The 16,789-nt window shown below is 57.0% G+C and carries 16 protein-coding genes; 9 read left to right on the forward strand and 7 right to left on the reverse strand.

Going from position 1 to position 16,789, the window contains the following annotated elements; all coding sequences use genetic code 11:
• Positions 1-13: 13 nt before the first annotated feature.
• Positions 14-892: a LysR family transcriptional regulator gene (locus tag ACA061_RS13490; protein WP_150603472.1), complete on the reverse strand. Its 879-nt coding sequence runs from the start codon at positions 890-892 to the stop codon at positions 14-16.
• A 156-nt stretch (positions 893-1,048) separates the two neighbouring features.
• On the opposite strand from ACA061_RS13490, the gene ACA061_RS13495 reads away from it, so the two are divergent.
• From ACA061_RS13495 to ACA061_RS13520, 6 genes are all read left to right on the forward strand, one after another.
• Positions 1,049-1,474, forward strand: a complete 426-nt coding sequence (locus ACA061_RS13495; RefSeq protein ID WP_497301896.1) for a VOC family protein — start codon at positions 1,049-1,051, stop codon at positions 1,472-1,474.
• Positions 1,475-1,587: 113 nt separating this feature from the next.
• Complete coding sequence (locus ACA061_RS13500) at positions 1,588-2,868, forward strand: cation:dicarboxylate symporter family transporter (protein WP_497301934.1); 1,281 nt, start codon at positions 1,588-1,590, stop codon at positions 2,866-2,868.
• A gap of 90 nt (positions 2,869-2,958) precedes the next feature.
• The gene (locus ACA061_RS13505; RefSeq protein WP_497301897.1) at positions 2,959-4,062 is read left to right on the forward strand and encodes an alkene reductase; all 1,104 of its coding nucleotides are present in this window, start codon (positions 2,959-2,961) and stop codon (positions 4,060-4,062) included.
• A 59-nt stretch (positions 4,063-4,121) separates the two neighbouring features.
• Positions 4,122-4,865 (forward strand): SDR family oxidoreductase, encoded by a 744-nt coding sequence (locus ACA061_RS13510; protein WP_497301898.1) that lies wholly within the window; start codon positions 4,122-4,124, stop codon positions 4,863-4,865.
• 74 nt (positions 4,866-4,939) lie between these two features.
• A complete protein-coding gene (locus tag ACA061_RS13515) occupies positions 4,940-5,326 on the forward strand; it encodes a nuclear transport factor 2 family protein (protein WP_150615644.1) in 387 nt (128 codons plus the stop codon).
• Between the two features lie 65 nt (positions 5,327-5,391).
• A complete protein-coding gene (locus ACA061_RS13520; protein ID WP_497301899.1) occupies positions 5,392-5,829 on the forward strand; it encodes an SRPBCC family protein in 438 nt (145 codons plus the stop codon).
• Positions 5,830-5,898: 69 nt separating this feature from the next.
• Here the strand turns inward: ACA061_RS13520 and ACA061_RS13525 are convergent, their stop codons facing one another.
• Positions 5,899-6,789, reverse strand: coding sequence for an MBL fold metallo-hydrolase (locus ACA061_RS13525; RefSeq protein WP_497301900.1), 891 nt, complete (start codon positions 6,787-6,789; stop codon positions 5,899-5,901).
• 212 nt (positions 6,790-7,001) lie between these two features.
• Here ACA061_RS13525 and ACA061_RS13530 point away from each other — a divergent pair, with 212 nt between their 5' ends.
• The gene (locus ACA061_RS13530) at positions 7,002-7,979 is read left to right on the forward strand and encodes a GlxA family transcriptional regulator (protein ID WP_191626454.1); all 978 of its coding nucleotides are present in this window, start codon (positions 7,002-7,004) and stop codon (positions 7,977-7,979) included.
• A 24-nt stretch (positions 7,980-8,003) separates the two neighbouring features.
• Here ACA061_RS13530 and ACA061_RS13535 read toward each other — a convergent pair whose 3' ends face one another.
• Entirely contained in the window at positions 8,004-9,143 is a 1,140-nt protein-coding gene (locus ACA061_RS13535; RefSeq protein WP_497301902.1) for an ATP-binding protein, read from the reverse strand.
• A 179-nt stretch (positions 9,144-9,322) separates the two neighbouring features.
• A complete protein-coding gene (locus ACA061_RS13540) occupies positions 9,323-10,138 on the reverse strand; it encodes a DUF1206 domain-containing protein (RefSeq protein ID WP_150615640.1) in 816 nt (271 codons plus the stop codon).
• Positions 10,139-10,463: 325 nt separating this feature from the next.
• Between ACA061_RS13540 and ACA061_RS13545 the strand changes: the two genes are divergently transcribed.
• Both ACA061_RS13545 and ACA061_RS13550 read left to right on the forward strand, forming a co-directional pair.
• A complete protein-coding gene (locus tag ACA061_RS13545; protein ID WP_497301903.1) occupies positions 10,464-12,590 on the forward strand; it encodes a TonB-dependent siderophore receptor in 2,127 nt (708 codons plus the stop codon).
• A gap of 80 nt (positions 12,591-12,670) precedes the next feature.
• A complete protein-coding gene (locus ACA061_RS13550; RefSeq protein ID WP_497301905.1) occupies positions 12,671-13,606 on the forward strand; it encodes a LysR family transcriptional regulator in 936 nt (311 codons plus the stop codon).
• Here the strand turns inward: ACA061_RS13550 and ACA061_RS13555 are convergent.
• The 3 genes from ACA061_RS13555 to ACA061_RS13565 form a co-directional block, all read right to left on the reverse strand.
• On the reverse strand, positions 13,591-14,037 hold the full coding sequence (locus ACA061_RS13555) for a GlcG/HbpS family heme-binding protein (protein ID WP_497301906.1): 447 nt from the start codon (positions 14,035-14,037) through the stop codon (positions 13,591-13,593). The two genes, ACA061_RS13550 and ACA061_RS13555, sit on opposite strands and share 16 nt — an antisense overlap.
• An 11-nt stretch (positions 14,038-14,048) precedes the next feature.
• Complete coding sequence (locus ACA061_RS13560; protein WP_150615635.1) at positions 14,049-15,398, reverse strand: metal-dependent hydrolase family protein; 1,350 nt, start codon at positions 15,396-15,398, stop codon at positions 14,049-14,051.
• Between the two features lie 186 nt (positions 15,399-15,584).
• Entirely contained in the window at positions 15,585-16,742 is a 1,158-nt protein-coding gene (locus ACA061_RS13565) for an alpha/beta hydrolase family protein (protein WP_497299375.1), read from the reverse strand.
• Between the last annotated feature and the right edge of the window lie 47 nt (positions 16,743-16,789).

The raw sequence follows: 16,789 nt of genomic DNA on the forward strand, positions 1-16,789 counted from the left end.
CCGGGAGAGGGCGTCAGGTCAAGCCACCCTTGAATTGATCGCTGATCAGCTCCGCGAGAATCCGCACCGGTTCGGTAAAGCTTCGGCGAGAACGATGAACAAGCCCGATATCGCGGTGGAAGGTGTGGGGGCCCAGGTCAATTGCGCGAACGCCTGCCGGCCATTCCGGCTTGGGTGTTGTCTGCGGTACCAGCGCAACCCCCACGCCGTTTTCGACCAGTTTGATGATGGCCTCCAGCTCATCCAGTTCGCAGACTTCATGCAGGGTGAAATGCATCTGCCGCAGAAAACGGTCCACTTGCCTGCCGCCGAAAGATGATCGGTCGTAGCGAATGAATGGCTGGCTGGACAGCAGCTCCGACCAGTCGTCTCCCTCCACTTCGCGGGGCACGATCAGACGGTAGGGTTCAAGCGCCAGCGTCGTCCAGCGCAGGTCACTCTGAAGCGAGAAGGGCGGGCGGATGATGGCGGCCATGTCGATCTCGCCGGCGTCAACGAGGTTTACCAACTCCATCGACAGTCCCGGAATAACACGAGTGCGGCACTGCGGACATTGTTGGTGAAACCTGGCCAACGCATCAGGCAAACAGGAACGCTGCACCGACGCGATGGCGCCAATGTTGACCAGCACGCTTGCCGGTTGTCCTGCCGTCGTGGAGCCCAGATTCTCGTAAAGCCTGAGCAGCTCCTGCGCTTGCAGGAGTATCTGGTGACCCATTTTGTTGAGATGGGCCGAGCGGCCTTTCCTGTCGAAAATCTCGAAGCCGAGTTCAGCCTCCAGGCGTTGGATCTGCGCGCTCACGGCGGCCTGCGTCAGGCCGATCTTGTTGCCGGCTGCGGCAAACGTGCCTTCGCGCGCCACGGCGATAAGTGTCTTGAGTTCTTTGATCATTCACAAATATTAATTGTGTTTCTGAGAAATATATATTGATTTTTATGTTTGGTTTTCCGCCCTAGGATGTTTCCCATCCCCGGCAACGGCTGAACCCAGAGAGCCAATGACGGTGGGAATGTTCGCCAACCAACAAAAAATATCACTGGAGTTCTGATGAGCCTCTCGCCATTCCATCTCGCAATCCCCGTCTACGATCTGGCTGCTGCGCGCACCTTTTATGGTGAAATTTTTGGTCTTGAAGAAGGGCGCTCCAGCACCCAGTGGGTCGATTTTGATTTTTACGGTCACCAATTGGTGATTCACGAGCATCCAAAAACCGCTTCCCAGGAAAGCGTGCATAGCAACCCGGTCGACGGGCACGACGTTCCGGTTCCGCACTTCGGCATCATTTTGGGTTGGGAGCAATGGGAAGCACTGGCCGAGCGTCTGAAGTCGTTTGGTACCGAGTTCGTGATCGAGCCGTACATTCGCTTTAAAGGGCAGGTCGGTGAGCAAGCCACCATGTTCCTGTTTGATCCTTGCGGCAATGCACTCGAATTCAAGGCCTTCAAGGACATGAGCCAGCTCTTCGCCAAGTAACAACGCTGATGGCACAACGGCGTTGTGCCATTTGATCTCAAGTGAGCTGGAAGCTCATGACTCTAGCAACTGCGAATAGACGCAGACCTTTCATTCCAACAAGAAGGCTAGACATGAAACGTATTCCCTTGGTGTGGCAAATCGTTGCCGGGCTGTTGCTTGGCGTGCTTGTCGGTTGGTACTTCAATACGCATCCGCAGTATCAAACTTGGGTGAGCGTGGAGATTCTCAAACCGCTCGGTGACATCTTTATCAAGATGATGAAGATGGTGGTTGTACCGATCGTGTTCTGTTGCATGATTTTGGGCATTGCCGGCGGTGGCGATAACAAGTCGTTTGGCCGTATGGGTATCAAGTCGCTGGGGTATTTTTTTGCGATTACCGCATTGGCCATTGTGATTGGCTTGTGCTTCGCCAACGTCTTCGAGCCGGGTAAAGGCACCGACATTTCCGGTATTTCGCACAGTACGGCGGCGATCAGCATGGAGCCGTCCAAAGGCGCGTTGGTGATTTTGCAGAACATCGTGCCTGACAACGTATTGGTGGCAATGTCGGAAGCCAAGCTGCTGTCAGTATTGTTTTTCGCCGTGCTGTTTGGTCTGGCATTGAATGCGCTGCCGAGAGAAAAAAGTGCGCCGGCAATCGCGGTTGTACAGAGTATTTCGGATGCGATGTTCAAGGTTGTCTCGATCGTCATGGCCTACGCGCCCATCGGCGTGTTCGGCATGATTGGTGCCACTGTCGCGACCTTTGGCTTTGCTTCGCTGTTGCCCTTGCTCAAGTTGATCGGGGTGGTTTATCTGGCGCTGATTGCCTTCGCGTTAGTGATACTCGGCGGTATCTGCTACTTGATTGGTGAAAATATTTTCAAGTTGATCCGCTACTTCCGTAATGAGTTGATTCTGGCGTTTTCGAGTGCCGCCTCAGCCGCCGTCATGCCGCAGTTGATGACCCGCCTGGAGAACTATGGCGTGCCGCGGCGGATCGTCAGCTTCGTGGTGCCGGTGGGTTATGCGTTTAATCTGGATGGCGCATCGATTTTCCTTGGGGTGGCGACAATCTTTGTGGCGCAGCTCTACGGCATCGACCTGTCGCTGTCTCAACAGATTTTGCTGGTGGTGACGATGGTGCTGACGTCGAAGGGCGCGGCAGGGGTGCCAGGTTTTGCCATCATCATCTTGTCCGCAACATTGGCGTCTGCCGGGCTGCCATTAGAGGGCGTGGCGTTGATCGCCGGTATTTTCAGGATTATCGACAGCGGCACCACCACGCTGAACGTATTGGGCAACGCCATCGCACCGCTGGTGATCGCCAAGTGGGAGAGGGTTGCACTGGAGCCTTCACGCACTCAACCAGCAGCTGCGGCCAACCATGCGATAAACAGCCGCCTTTGAAACAGCACTTATCACGAGTAAGCGCCTGCTGGCATTGGGGCTTTTTTTTACTTATTAACTAGACGACCGGTCTATTGGTCTGGAGATTTTATGACTGATACAGCTTTTGACACTGACCTTTTTTCGCCCACGAACATGGGCGCGCTGCAATTGGCTAATCGCATTGTCATGGCCCCCGTGACACGTAGCCGAATGGCTGACGACGGTGTACCGAATGAGATGCACGCCACTTATTACGCCCAGCGCGCCAGCGCAGGCTTGATCATCGCCGAAGCGACGAACATTTCTGCTCAGGGGCGCGGCTATGCCATGACGCCGGGTATCTGGTCGCAAGAGCAGGTCGCCGGGTGGAAAAAAGTCACGGACGCCGTGCACGCGGCCGGCGGCAAAATCGTCAGCCAGTTGTGGCACGTCGGGCGTTTTTCCAGTGTCGAGTTGCAGCCTGACGGCGCCGCGCCTGTAGCACCTTCGGCAATCAAGGCTGAAGGCAGCACATACACCGAAAAAGGCTTTGTCGAGGTGTCGATGCCTCGCGCGCTGGAGACTTCGGAGATCCCGGGGATCATCGAGCAATACAAACGGGCTGCGCAGAATGCCAAGCGGGCAGGGTTCGATGGTGTGGAAGTGCATTCGGCCAACAGCTATCTGCTCGATCAGTTCCTGCGCGACTCGACCAATCAGCGCACTGACCGCTACGGCGGCTCAATCGAAAACCGCGCTCGACTGACGCTGGAAGTCACCGAGGCCGTGGTTTCGATCTGGGGCAGCGACCGGGTCGGTATTCGCCTTTCGCCAGTAACACCCGATGCGGGGAATACGCCCCCCGACAGCAACGTCATGGCGACTTACGGTTACCTGATTCAGCAGCTCAATCAATTCGATCTGGCCTACCTGCATTTCGTTGAAGGCGCTACTGCCACATCCCGCACGGTCCCCGAAGGCGTGGACCTGGACGCTCTGAGTGCGCAGTTTGAAGGCGCGTTCATTGGCAACAACAACTACGACCTGCAAATGGCGCTCGAGCGTCGGGCCCAAGGCCGGATCGATGCAGTGGCATTTGGTCGTTTGTTTATTTCCAACCCGGATCTGGTAGAGCGCTTGCGCCGCGGTATCGAGCTGACCATCGCCCCACGCGAGAGTTACTACGGCGGAGGCGCCAAAGGCTACATCGATTGGCCTACCGCTAGCGTCTGAATAGCAACCTTGCGCATCAAGCACGGTGCAACAGCATTCACCGCAAAGAGGCAAAGAACATGAATTATCTGCAAAACAAAGTCGCCATCGTCACCGGCGCATCGTCTGGTATTGGCGCGGCAACCACCCGTGCGCTGGCTGCACAAGGCGTGCGTGTGGTTGCTGCCGCACTGGATGAAAAGGGTCTGGAGTCCTTCGTCGCGCCACTGCGCGAAGCTGGCAATGAGGTGGTTGCTTTCACCACTGACGTGACCCAGCCGGATCAAACCCAGGCACTCGCCAGGTTTGCCCAGCAAACCTACGGCACCGTCGACATTCTGGTGAACAACGCCGGGCTGATGCTTTTTTCCAACTGGGTCGATCTGGCCGTGCAGGATTGGGAAAAGATGATCGACGTGAACATCAAAGGCTATCTCAACTCAATCGCCGCGGTGCTGCCGTTGATGCTGGCGCACAAGTCCGGCCAGATCCTCAATATGGATTCCGTTGCCGGCCATCAGGTCGGGCCAGCGGCAGGCGTGTACAGCGCCACCAAATTCTTTGTCCAGGCCATGACCGAATCGATGCGCAAGGAACTGGGCGTTCAGCACGGCATCCGCGTCAACACGGTCAGCCCCGGAGTCATCAATACCGGCTGGGCAGACAAGGTCAGTGATCCAGAAGGGCGCAAGGCCGCTCAGGCGCTCAACAAGATTGCCATCGCGCCCGACGATATCGCCCGAGCCGTCATTTACGCACTCAACCAGCCTGAAAACGTAACCGTCAACGACCTGGTCATCTCGCCCACTCGTCAGGATTGGTGACGCCTGGGCCGAACCTTCCCTCCAGCGCTTCAGATCAGAACGCTGGACCGCTCCATCACAGAAAGGAAAACGTCATGTCTACAAACATCAAAGCCGTACCGACCGCTGATTACAACGCGGTCATCGCCACTGCCAGTCAGTACGTCGAAGGTCTGCGGGTCGGTAGCGCTGATAGCGTTGCCCAAGCCTTCCATAAAGACGCCGTGATGTACGGCTTCACCAATGGCGAACTGCTCGGCGGTCCGATTAAAAACCTGTTTGATTTCGTGCAAAAGAACGGCGCTGCGCCGGATATCACCACTCGACTCGACGTGTTGGCGATTACTCCAACGACTGCGGTAGTGCGCGTTGATATGGAAAAGGACGCGATCGGCGCTGACTACAACGACTACCTGACCCTGATCAAAATCAACGGCGTCTGGAAGGTTATCGCCAAGGTGTATCACCAGTTCGACGTGTAAATGTCGACCGGTCCCGGCTCGCTTGATGCCGGGATCGGCCAGTTATCTTTTTGAGGATCTATACAATGCCGATGGTTGAATTTTCCGCGGTCATGGACAGCGAGGCACAACGCGTCTGGAGCGTGGTGAAGAAGTTTGGCGAGATTCACCAATGGCATCCCGCGATTGTTCAAAGCAACATCGAAAGCGGCGGGCCTGACGGGTTAGTGGGTTGCGTGCGCAAACTCACGCTGGCTGATGGCGCAGTGGTCACGGAGCGGTTGTTGTCAGTCGATGACCGCGCGTTAACGCTGGCCTACCGTTTTGAGCAAGCGCCGCTGCCTCTCGACAACTATGTGGCATCGGTTCGCTTGGTGGCTTTGACGGGGCAGAACAGAACCCTCGTCACCTGGTCTGCAAGTTTCGATCTGCAAGAACCGAATACCGCCGAGCACTATCAGGCGTTGATTCGGAACCTGATCGTTGATGGCCACGAGGGGATGCAGGCGTTTCTGGTTCAGTGATGCTTGAAGCAAGGGCCCCGCAGGGCCCCGACAATTCAACAATTATGCATTTACGTTAGAGGGTTTATGTCAGAACTCCAGTGAAGCGCCGTCTTCCGGGATATCTACGCGACTCTCGATACCCTGCTTTTTGACATAGGTGCGCAACGCTTCACGGGTCAGGGACATGTGATTGATTGCGTCCATGTGCACAGCGACGATTTTCGCGTTTTTCGCGGCCTTTGAAGCACGCAGAACGTCCTCCTTACCCATGATGATCGCGCCCTCGTAGCCGGTCATTTTGGCTTTGCCAGCGTTAAGCACGATGACTTCGGGGTGATATTTTTCGATGGTCTGGTCAACTTCTTTACGCCAGATAGTGTCACCGGCGAGGTACAGGGTCTTGTAGCCAGGCGCTTGGAAAACCACGCCCATGGCTTCGCCCAACGGTTTCGCGAGGGCTGGTACGGCATACATTTCGTCGGTGCCATGCTGTCCGCCAGTCTTGGTGATTTTGACGCCGCCGAACTCAGCCTCATCAGTCAGTACGCGCACGTTCTTGAAACCTTGCGAGCGAATCAACTGCGCATCCTCTTCATGCTGAGCAAATAAAGGGATGTCTTTTGGCAGCGCTTTCTGTGCGGCATCGTCCCAGTGGTCAAGATGCGTATGCGTGACGATGACAGCGTCGACACCGGCAATAACGTCTGCCGGCGACTCGGTCAGATCCACCAGCGGATTGCGCAGATTGCTGCGGTAGGTATTTTCAAATCCTGGGTAGGCTCCCTTCTTGGCCAGCATTGGATCGATCAGGAAGGTCGTGCCGCCGTAGGTGATTTTCACCGTTGCGTTACGCACTTGCTGCAAGTCCACTTTATGGGCTGCATCCGGCGCCTTGGGGGCGTTTGAGCCGGCAAAGGCCGGTGTCGCGGCCGCTGCGCAAGCGATACTGAGGGCGAGCGGAAGAGTTCTGAAGTTCATGTGGTTAATCCTGTTGATACATCGAGAACACCATTCTTGCCGACCCCCCCCAAACCTGACAGTGGCCTGAGTGACATACTTCGATATAATCGGGCCAGTCGATCAGCGTCCCCTGAAGATTCCAGGGGAGGTCGATATTCCATGGTCACGGTCGTCCATCCTCCCCGTGTGCGATGGATAGAAGCCAACCAGCAACGGTCTGAGGCTGTCTGATGCAATCCATACGCGTTGCTGTTCTCGCCTTTAATGGCGTCAGCCTGTTCCATCTTTCTGTGCCGGGAATGGTATTGGGCACTGCTCAGTCGGCACCCGGTGAACCACAGTACGAGATCAATTACTGCGCAGAAACGCCGGGAATGGTCAGTAGCGACCAAGGCATTGGCCTGAAGGTCACTCATGGCCTGGAACTGATGGAGGCATCCGATGTAATCGTGATTCCGGCGTGGGGCGATCAATCGGTGGTGGCGACAGAGCAGCTTGTGAAAGCCTTGCAGCGCGCCAATGCCCAGGAAAAACTCATTGTCGGGTTGTGTCTGGGAGCCTTCGTGCTCGGCGATGCCGGGTTGCTTGATGGCAAAGAAGCCACCACACACTGGGCTGCCCGAGACGAGTTTGCCCGGCGTTTTCCCCTAGTGCGTTTCAGGCCCGAAGTGCTCTATGTCAGTGCCGGCAATATCATGACCTCGGCGGGAACCGTAGCAGCCATCGATTGTTGTCTTCATCTGGTTCGCGAACGCCTTGGTGCTGATATCGCGAATCGCACCGCGAAGATGCTGGTGACGCCTCCACACCGGCAGGGCGGTCAGGCTCAGTACGTAGAACATCCTGTCCCACAACTCCCTAGCGAAACTCATTTGTCTGATGTATTGGTGTGGGCGCGAAAGAACCTGGCCAGTGATCTGTCGCTCGACGTGCTAGCGGACATGGCAAAAATGAGCAGGCGCACATTTACTCGGCGATTCAGGGAAGCGACCGGCAGTACCGTCTCGAAATGGTTGAACGCCGAGCGCGTTGTCAGAGCGCAAGAACTTCTGGAAACGACTGAGCTGCCTGTCGAATGCGTTGCCGGTGAGGCAGGTTTTGGCACACCCTTATCGTTGCGCAAGCAATTTGCCGCTCATCTCGGCACTTCGCCTTCTGAATATCGGCGTACGTTTTTTCGCGAGATGAGTCCACGCCGTCACCAATGATGTAGATCTTGCTGACGCGAAGAATCACTGTTCGTCGGGATAAAGTTTTGGGACTGTCACGACGAATGTAGTACCGCTTTGCGGATTCGAAATGACCTCGATAACACCGCAGTGCGATGTAACGATCTCTGAGGCAATAAACAATCCCAGCCCCAAGCCTTCAGTAGGGCCATGGTCGATAATCGAGTGCTGAGAAAAACGACCCATCGGGTTGAAGATGAACGGGATCACGTCATCTGGAATGTGCTCACCGCTGTTATGCACGGTGAAAATGACATTCTCCTCAGCGGCGACCAGAGTGACGGTCACTGGCTGCTGGTTATCGCCATGCTGTACGGCATTGCCGATCAGGTTGGAAAGAACCTGCTCCATCCGTGCGCCATCGAAGTCCCCCACACAGGATGTTTTTGTCTGCAAGAGAATATCCGCATCAGGGTGAAACGCCCGGATTTCATCAACGATGCGCTCGCACACAGGCAACAAATCCAGGCGCTCCCGTTTAACCGGTATGCCCGGGCCCATCTGGCAGCGTGTCAAATCCAGCAGGTCGCCGACGATCTGACTGGCACGTTTGACGCTGGTGTAAATTTGCGTCGAGATCTTCGTGGCCTTGGGGCCGATGTCTTCTGAGCGCCTCAACATGTCGGCGCCGAGCAAGATAGCGCCAAGCGGGGTTCTCAGATCATGGCCAAGGATGCCCAGAAATATGTTCCGTGACGCTTCGACGGCTCGTGAATAGCTTGCAATTGACTCGGCGAGGGCCTGGTCAATTGCTTCATGAAACCTTGTCATGTCATCCACGTCGAGTGGCGTGCCGGCCTTGATCTGTTTTGACCACTGACCGAGGACGCTGGCTCTGAGCGCACGATATTCAGAGACCATCTGATCGATCGTGAACCCTGCCATCAGCCGCGTGACTGCGTGGGTTTCCGCTGGCGTTTCGGAGTCATTTGACGGGGCATTGCCATGTGCCTTCGCCAGTTGTTCTTTTGCAGTCTGTTTAGTCCGCAAATCGAGCACGATGGCGTGGAGCATCTGTTCGGCATGATCACGCAGCGCTTCTGTGTCCAGCGGTGCGCCGGGCGTTTCTATCGTTCGCGCAAAATCTTCCCAGTCCTGCAGAATCGGCTCGAGGTTGGTGGTGATGAAGTCGGACAGTCGCATGTTCGTGATCCTGGTCAGGAGCGCGAGTTCCAGACAGGAAAGATGGGGAAGCCGCAACGTGAAGTAGAACACGGATTTGCTGTTTTGCTGCGCTGTCCTATCAAACGTAGCGCCCTGAACGCTGATTCCGCTATGCGTTACTTGGGCGCTCGCCTTACAGGGCAGCATTCACTTTGCCGCTAGCGCTTATCTACCCCCGGCACATCCATGTTTATCTTGCGCCAGGCACCTTCGGAGAAACTGTAAACCGAGAATGCGATCAATCCCAACGCCATCACCATCAGAATCAAACCGCCAAAAGGCATGTTTTGCAGCGCATCAAGGGCTTCCTTCATGCCCGGGGGATTGGTGGCTTTATAAAGAGATCCGCTGATCGCCATCAGCAGTGCAATCTCGATAAACACGACGCCTCGGGCAATCAATCCGAATTGCGCCACAGGGCGGATATAGCGCATCACATCTTCGTCAGCCTCAAAGTACTTCTCGAACGACGCTTTCCAGCCTTTGATGATGTGCGCAATGCCGACACCTAACGGCACTAGCGCCACTAGGTAGACCAGCAGGTTTGAATGTTCGAACGACAAAAGATGTGCCAGCAGATCCTTGGTCTTGCCATCACCGGAATTACCCGAGCTGCCAGCACCACTGACAAGCAGGCCCAATGCAAAAACCGCCAGTGCGCCATTGACCAGACCTCCCGCGAACAAACCTGCACGAATAACGAGGCCCTTGAGTTCGGTACCGTGATGATCAACGTCGCGAACGGCTTGCAACACCCGCCATGCAGCGAAGGCGAGTAGTCCGGCCACCACCAGCCCAATCAAGACATACCCGAATGGCTGGCTTAACAACGCCTCGAGACTTTTATGACTGTCTTTTGGTTTCGTAGCGTCTTGAGCCGCCAGCAGCGCGAATATTCCGATGATCAGATACAGAACGCCCCGAGCGGCATAACCGCAACGCGCGAGCAGAACAAGGGTGTTTTGGGCAAGCATTGAAATATTTCCGAACAGAGAAGGTGTATACGAGCAGACCCGCCGCTGCAGCAGGGGTTCGATAAAGCACTGTGCGGCGAACTTCAAGGATTTGTGAGTCGTTACTGGCAATGGGCCCCCGGCTTTTTCATCATCACTACGCGAGTACGCATTGGTTGCGCAAACTGAGTTGTCGGAAAGGCTCGTTTACCAGCATTGCCATCCACGTGACGCCGACAAATACAAATGCGAATACGTATCAAACACTCGCAATGTCATATATCATCCCCCGCGAATTATTGGCACGTATGCCGTCCCATTTGGCTCTTTCCTCAAGGCTTCCTCGATGCGTCGTACTCTGGTTTCCATCTGTGTGCTTCAGGCGTTTTCCGCTTCCTCTTGGGCGGAGCAGGCGACATCCGATACAACCGTTCTGGAGTTGCAGGCGACCGATATTGTCGGCACTTCAGAGTACGAAGCGGCCCAAGGGCCGGTGAAGGGCTACCGCGCAACGCGTTCTGCCAGCGCAACGCGAACCGACACGTCGATTCATGAGACACCGCAGTCACTCAGCGTGGTGACCAAAGATGCTGTCGAAGACATCGGCGCGACTCGCCTTCAGGACGCGCTTGATTACGCCGGCGGGGTAGGACGGGCCAATAACTTCGGTGGCCAGGGGCTGACTTCTTTCACGGTGCGTGGATTTTCCACGGGCGAGTTCTATCGCAACGGTTTCCCGATCAACCGTGGTTATCCGAACATGCCGGATGCGAACACCATCGAGCGTCTTGAAGTACTGCGAGGCCCGGCCACTACTCTCTATGGCCGGGGTGATCCGGGTGGCACGTTCAATGTGGTCTCCAAACAGCCTTTGACGGAGCGCACCGTGACCCTGGGCAGCCAACTCGATGATCAGGGAATGAAGCGTGGCACGCTGGATGCGTCCGGCCCGCTCGACGAAGAAGGCCGCCTGGCGTATCGATTGAACGTGGTGGGTGAGGGCGGCGATACCTTCCGTGATCATGTTGAAACCGAACGCTATGGTGTGACGCCGGTTATTTCCTGGCAGGCCAACGACGATACCAAGGTGATCTTCGAGGGCGATTTCATGCGCAATAATCACCCGCTGGATCGTGGCGTGACGCGCTATCCGAAGCAGATTGGCACCGCGTCTCGCGATACTTTCTTTGGCGAAAAGAACGTTGGCAAATTGCACAACGACAACAACATGGCGCAGCTGCGTTTCGAACATCTGCTAAGCGATAACTGGACGTTGGGCGGTGGTTTCCAATGGCTCGACGGCACCTTGCAGGGCAATGCCATTGAAGCGAATGGCGTCGCTGCCGACGGGCGCACGCTGGGGCGCAACTTCAACTATCGCAAACTGGAGTGGACGGACAAGGACACCCAACTGAACCTCACCGGACACTTTTCAACCGGTGGCTTCGATCACACGCTGCTGACCGGAATCGAGTACGAAGATTACGACTATAAGTCCATCATCCAGCGTTCCAGCGGCGCAGTAGGTGCCTACCCGATTGATATCTTCAATCCGGTGTATGGTCAGCCTCGTCCAGCCCTGACCCGCACGCCGACCCACGACAAGGAAAATCTCAAGACCTACGCCGCCTTCGTCCAGGATCAGGTGGCATTGACCGAGCACCTGAAAGTTTTGGCGGGCGCCCGGTTCGAGCGTTTCGAGCATGACTATGAAACCTATGTACCGGGCGGCAAAAGCTGGGAGGCAAGCGACAATGCGGTGACCCCGCGTCTCGGAGTACTTTATGACCTTACCGATACCGTCGCGGTGTACGCCAATACCGCGCGCTCATTCAAACCCAATACGGGCGCGAGTCGGCAGGGTGGCGGTTTTGAGCCGGAAAAGGGTAAGTCTTATGAGGTGGGGATCAAATGGGAGGCGCTGGATCGCCAGTTGAGTGTTGACGCGGCGATCTACCAGATTGAAAAACGCAACGTCCTCACCACCGATCCTGTGGACTCCACTTTCAGCGTGGCGGCCGGCGAGGTACGCAGCCGTGGCTTTGATCTCAACGTCGCAGGCAACGTAACCCCAGAGTGGCGGGTGATTGGCGGTTATGCCTATGTGGACGCCGAGGTTACCAAGGACAATGTAATTCAGACGGGCACGCCACTGATGAACATTCCGAAGAACAGCTTCAGCCTGCTCAACGTTTACGAATTCCAGGATGGCAATCTGAAGGGATTGGGTTTGGGTATGGGCAGTAAATACGTTGCCGAACGTGCGGGCCAGACCGCTAACACGGCGTTTTCGATGGGCAGTTACACCGTTGTCGATTTGCTCAGCTTCTACAAGATCAACGACAAGGTCAGGCTTAACCTTGATGTGAAGAATGTCTTCGACCGGGACTATGAAGAAGGCGCCTTTGGTAATGTCTACGCGTACCCTGGTGAACCGAGAATTGTTCAAGTGGGTGTTTCTTACACTCTGTAGACGATTCGGTGAAATGAAGCGCTGTTAATCATGCCCGCAGGACGGGAGAATACTGATCCAAAACCTTCAGCGGACTCCGCATGCGATATAGACGCCTCGACCTGAACCTGTTGGTTGCGCTGGATGCCTTGCTGAGTGAGTGCAGTGTGAGCAGGGCGGCCGAGCGTCTGTGTCTGGGGCAGTCGGCCACCAGTTCGGCACTCGGGCGTTTGCGTGAGCATTTCAACGACCCGTTACTGGTTCAAGTGGGGCGGCGTCTGGAGCCAACGGCGTTGGGCCTGGAGTTATTGCCGAAGGTGCGTGCGGCCTTGGCTCTGACGCGGGAAATCGTCGATGCACCGCTGAATTTCGACCCGGCCCAGTGCAATCGGCACATCACGTTGGTGGCCTCCGATTACGTGGCGGACGTGCTGTTTTCGGCTGTCAGCCGTGAATTGGCGCATATCGCTCCGGGCGTTCGTCTGAGCCTGCGGGACATGCCGCTGCCGCGCGACGGTGATGTCGTCAGCGAGGCGCTCGACTATCGGCGCAGTGATTGTGTGATCGTGCCGCGGCAACGCGTGAATCCCGCGTACTCGCAGATGCCGCTGATGACTGACCAACTCTGTTGCATCGTCTGCGCGCAGCACCCGCAGTTTGCCGAAGGCCTCAGCCTGGCCGACTATTGCGCCGCCGAGCACGTCGTGCGCGAGTTTGCCGACGGGCGCAACCTGGCAATGGACGCCGTGCACCTGCATGAACTTGGCATTGAAAGGCGTGCCGCGGTGACTGTTGAAAGCTTTGTACTGATGCCGGAATTTATTGTCGGCACGGCGCGCATCGCCACCGTGTTCCAACGGCAGGCGCAGCGCTTTGCACAGCGTTTCCCGTTGCGCATTCACCCGGCACCGCTGGCGTTTCCGCAGGCCGAGCAAGTCCTGCAATGGCATCCCTATCAAGAACATGACCCGGCCATGCAATGGTTTCGCGGCCTGCTACTGGAGCAGGCCGCGCTGCTCGATCAACCGGGGACCTGATCACCGCTGTCGGCCACCAGTCCGGCGTGGGCGATTGCGTGTAATGCACAGCGTTCGTCGTTGTCCGAGGTATCGCCGCTGATGCCGATGGCACCGAGAATCACGCCCTCGGCATTCCGGATCAGCACGCCGCCCGCCACCGCAATCACCTCACCGCCGGTCAAACTGTTGATGGCATCGAAAAATGCCGGCATGGCCTGCGCACGTCGCGCCAGCTCACGTCCTCCAAAACCCATGCCCAGGCAACCGCGCGCCTTACCGGTGGCGATTTGTGGGCGCAGAAATGTCGCGTGCTCGTCGCGCAGAACCGCCAGTGGATGGCCGGCGGCATCCAGTACGGCGACGCCCAGAGGTTTGATCCCGGTGTCCCGAGCGAAGCGCATGGCTTCACTTGCCATGTTCATGGCGGTCAGCAAATCGAGTCGTTGCATGGCATCAGTCCTCATACCGTCCACTTGCCCAGTTGGGCAACGCGGTCGCGGGTGTAGAGATCTGTCCATTTCAGCGAGTTGAAATCAGACACTTGTTTAGGATTGTAGGGGCTGCGATCCATGCGCACCGGTTGGCCGGATTTATAGACGGCTTTAATGCGTGAACGGTCTTGAAGGAGACGGATGTCATCCAGCGGCGAGCCGTCGAGCAACAGAAAGTCTGCCTGCTTGCCCACTTGCAGCGAGCCGAGGGTTTCACCGCGCGGCATGCAGCGCGCACCGACAGCGGTTGCGGCGTATAACGCTTCGGCCGGTGTGAAGCCGAGTCGGGTCACCAGTAACTCCAGTTCCCGGGCATGCCACTCGCCGTACGGTGTTACCGCAAAACCGCTGTCACTGCCGCAGGCAAAGGGTACGCCGGCAGCCTTGGCGCGCTTGAGTACCGCCGAACCCACTTCCAGTGTGCGTGCGCAATAACCCGCATAACCCGTGCTGATCGCCGGGTCATGGGGCTGGCAGAAGTCCACAGTGTTTTGCGGAAACGTCATGGTCGGGGCAAGAATGCTGCCGGCCTCAAGCAATGCTTCGATGCATGCGTCATCCATATAAAAGGCATGGAAAACCAGATCGACCCCAGCGCGTGCCGCGTACATCACGGCCTCGCGACCGTAGGCATGAGTGGCGACTTTGCAGCCCAGGCGGTGAGCCTCTTCGACCATCTCAAAGGTTTCGTCGGCGGTGAAGGCCGCGATGATTTCACCATTGGGACGGCGGTGCGTGCCGTCCATGGCGATCTTGATCAGGTCGACCCCATCCTTGGCTTGCTTGCGAATCTCCGCGAGGGCGTCGCTACGGCTGGTGACCAGTTGCGCGGTGAAGTATTCCGGGGCGCCGACCCGGCTCGGGAACCAGTCGTTAAGGCTCTGCCGATTGGTGATGACGCGGCTGCTGGCCGCGATACGTGGGCCTTCAAACAAACCGGCGGCGACGGCATTGCGCACGGCGATGCTCAGCTGGCCGCTGTCGCCGGGGCAGACCATGCTGGTGACGCCGGCAGCCAGTACGTGCTGCGCGAAAAACATCCCGCGCAGTGCGCGAAACTCGTCGCTGGTCCACAGATCAATGTCTTCTTCGCTTTGCGCATTACCGAACGCCAGATGCGTGTGCACATCCACCAGACCCGGCATGACGAAGTTGTCGCCGGCATCCACTTGTGTGTCGCCAGGCTGGGGAGAGGGTGCCATCGCGGTTGGGCCGACGTAAGTGAGCAGGCCGTTTTCGACGATCAAGGTTTGTTGTTGGCGGGTTTCAAGTCCGGTGCCGTCGAACAGGGTCTGGCATTTCAGATGCAGGGCAGTCATGGCGTCTTCGCTTTGTGATTGTTATGCAAAGCGAGGCTAAAGAGCAGGCGGGTGCAGAACCAGCAGATTGCATCGATGCCTGCGTATTGATCGCGTCAATAGGTGCCTTTGGTTCAACCCGTAAACGCAAAAACGCCGGAGAATCGAAAGATTGTCCGGCGTTTTTTTGGGCGTGGTTCCAACGGATCAGGCGGTGCGGCCGCCCAGGGTTTCGGCGATCCAGTCTGCGATGTATTGACCGGCATTGATGCTGTTGTCGAAACTGGAATGCTGCACACCGCCCTCACGTTCGGTGAAGATTTTCAGCTCGCGTTTCGGGCTATTGACCAGTTGTTCGTAGGTACGGTGCGCCCACTTCAGCGGGATCTGCGAATCCTTTTCACCGTGGGTGACCAGGAACGGCACCTTGATGCGATCCAGTATGCCGTCCAGATGCACGTTTTCGGCGATGGCCATGAAGTCATCAATGTCTTTGGCACCCCAGACCCAACTGACGTGCGACCAGTAATGCGGCACCGGAAAGCTGCCTTCTTTTTCCAGACGACGCTTTTGCACATCGCGCCAGTCGTGGTTCGCACCCCAGACCACGCCGCAGGCAAACCGCGGCTCGAAGGCCACCGCGCGCGGGCAGTAATAACCGCCGAGGGAGACACCTTCCAGGCCGATGCGCTTGGCATCCACGTCGCTGCGGGTTTCCAGCCAGTCGACCACGCGACTGGCCCAGTGCTCGCTGTCATAACGGGCGATCAGGTTGTGCAGGCGCAGTGCTTCGCCGGTTCCGGGCTGGTCGATGATCAGCGATGACACGCCGCGTTTTGCCAGCCAGGCCGGCAGGCCGACGCGGTATTTCATCTCTTTGGTCGAATCCAGCCCGTTGACCTGAACCAGCAGCGGCGCGGGGCCGCTCACCCCTTCAGCACGAACCAGCAGGCCGGAAATATGTTTGCCTTCATACGGGATTTCCACCCGCTCACAGTTTTCCCGCAACAGCTCGATACCGCGTTTGAAGGTCTGCAAAAAGCGCTGATACAGTTCGGTACGACCCGCAGCGCCGTGGGCTTGCAAGCGTTCGCACGTCAGGTAATAGGTGGCGGCGCGACTGTATTTTTCGCCGGCGGAAAGCAGCCGGCCATTGCCTTCATCTTCTTCGGCGAGGCCACACAGCTTGTCGGCCATTTTCGCCCAGGTTTCGCGAAACGCCTGGGTGCCGGCGGCGTCAGGTTGCTTGGCGGCTTCTTGCAGCGGGGCACACATTTCTTCGATTTCGCCCATCCGGGCGCCCATTTCAATGGCCAGATCGACAGAAAGATTCCACACGTAGTTAGTCGGGAAGTAGCGGAACATTATTGTTGTCCTTGTGGTTGCCTTGACGATTGCAAGGCACGTTAAGG

The organism is Pseudomonas sp. LBUM1668, from assembly GCF_059695715.1.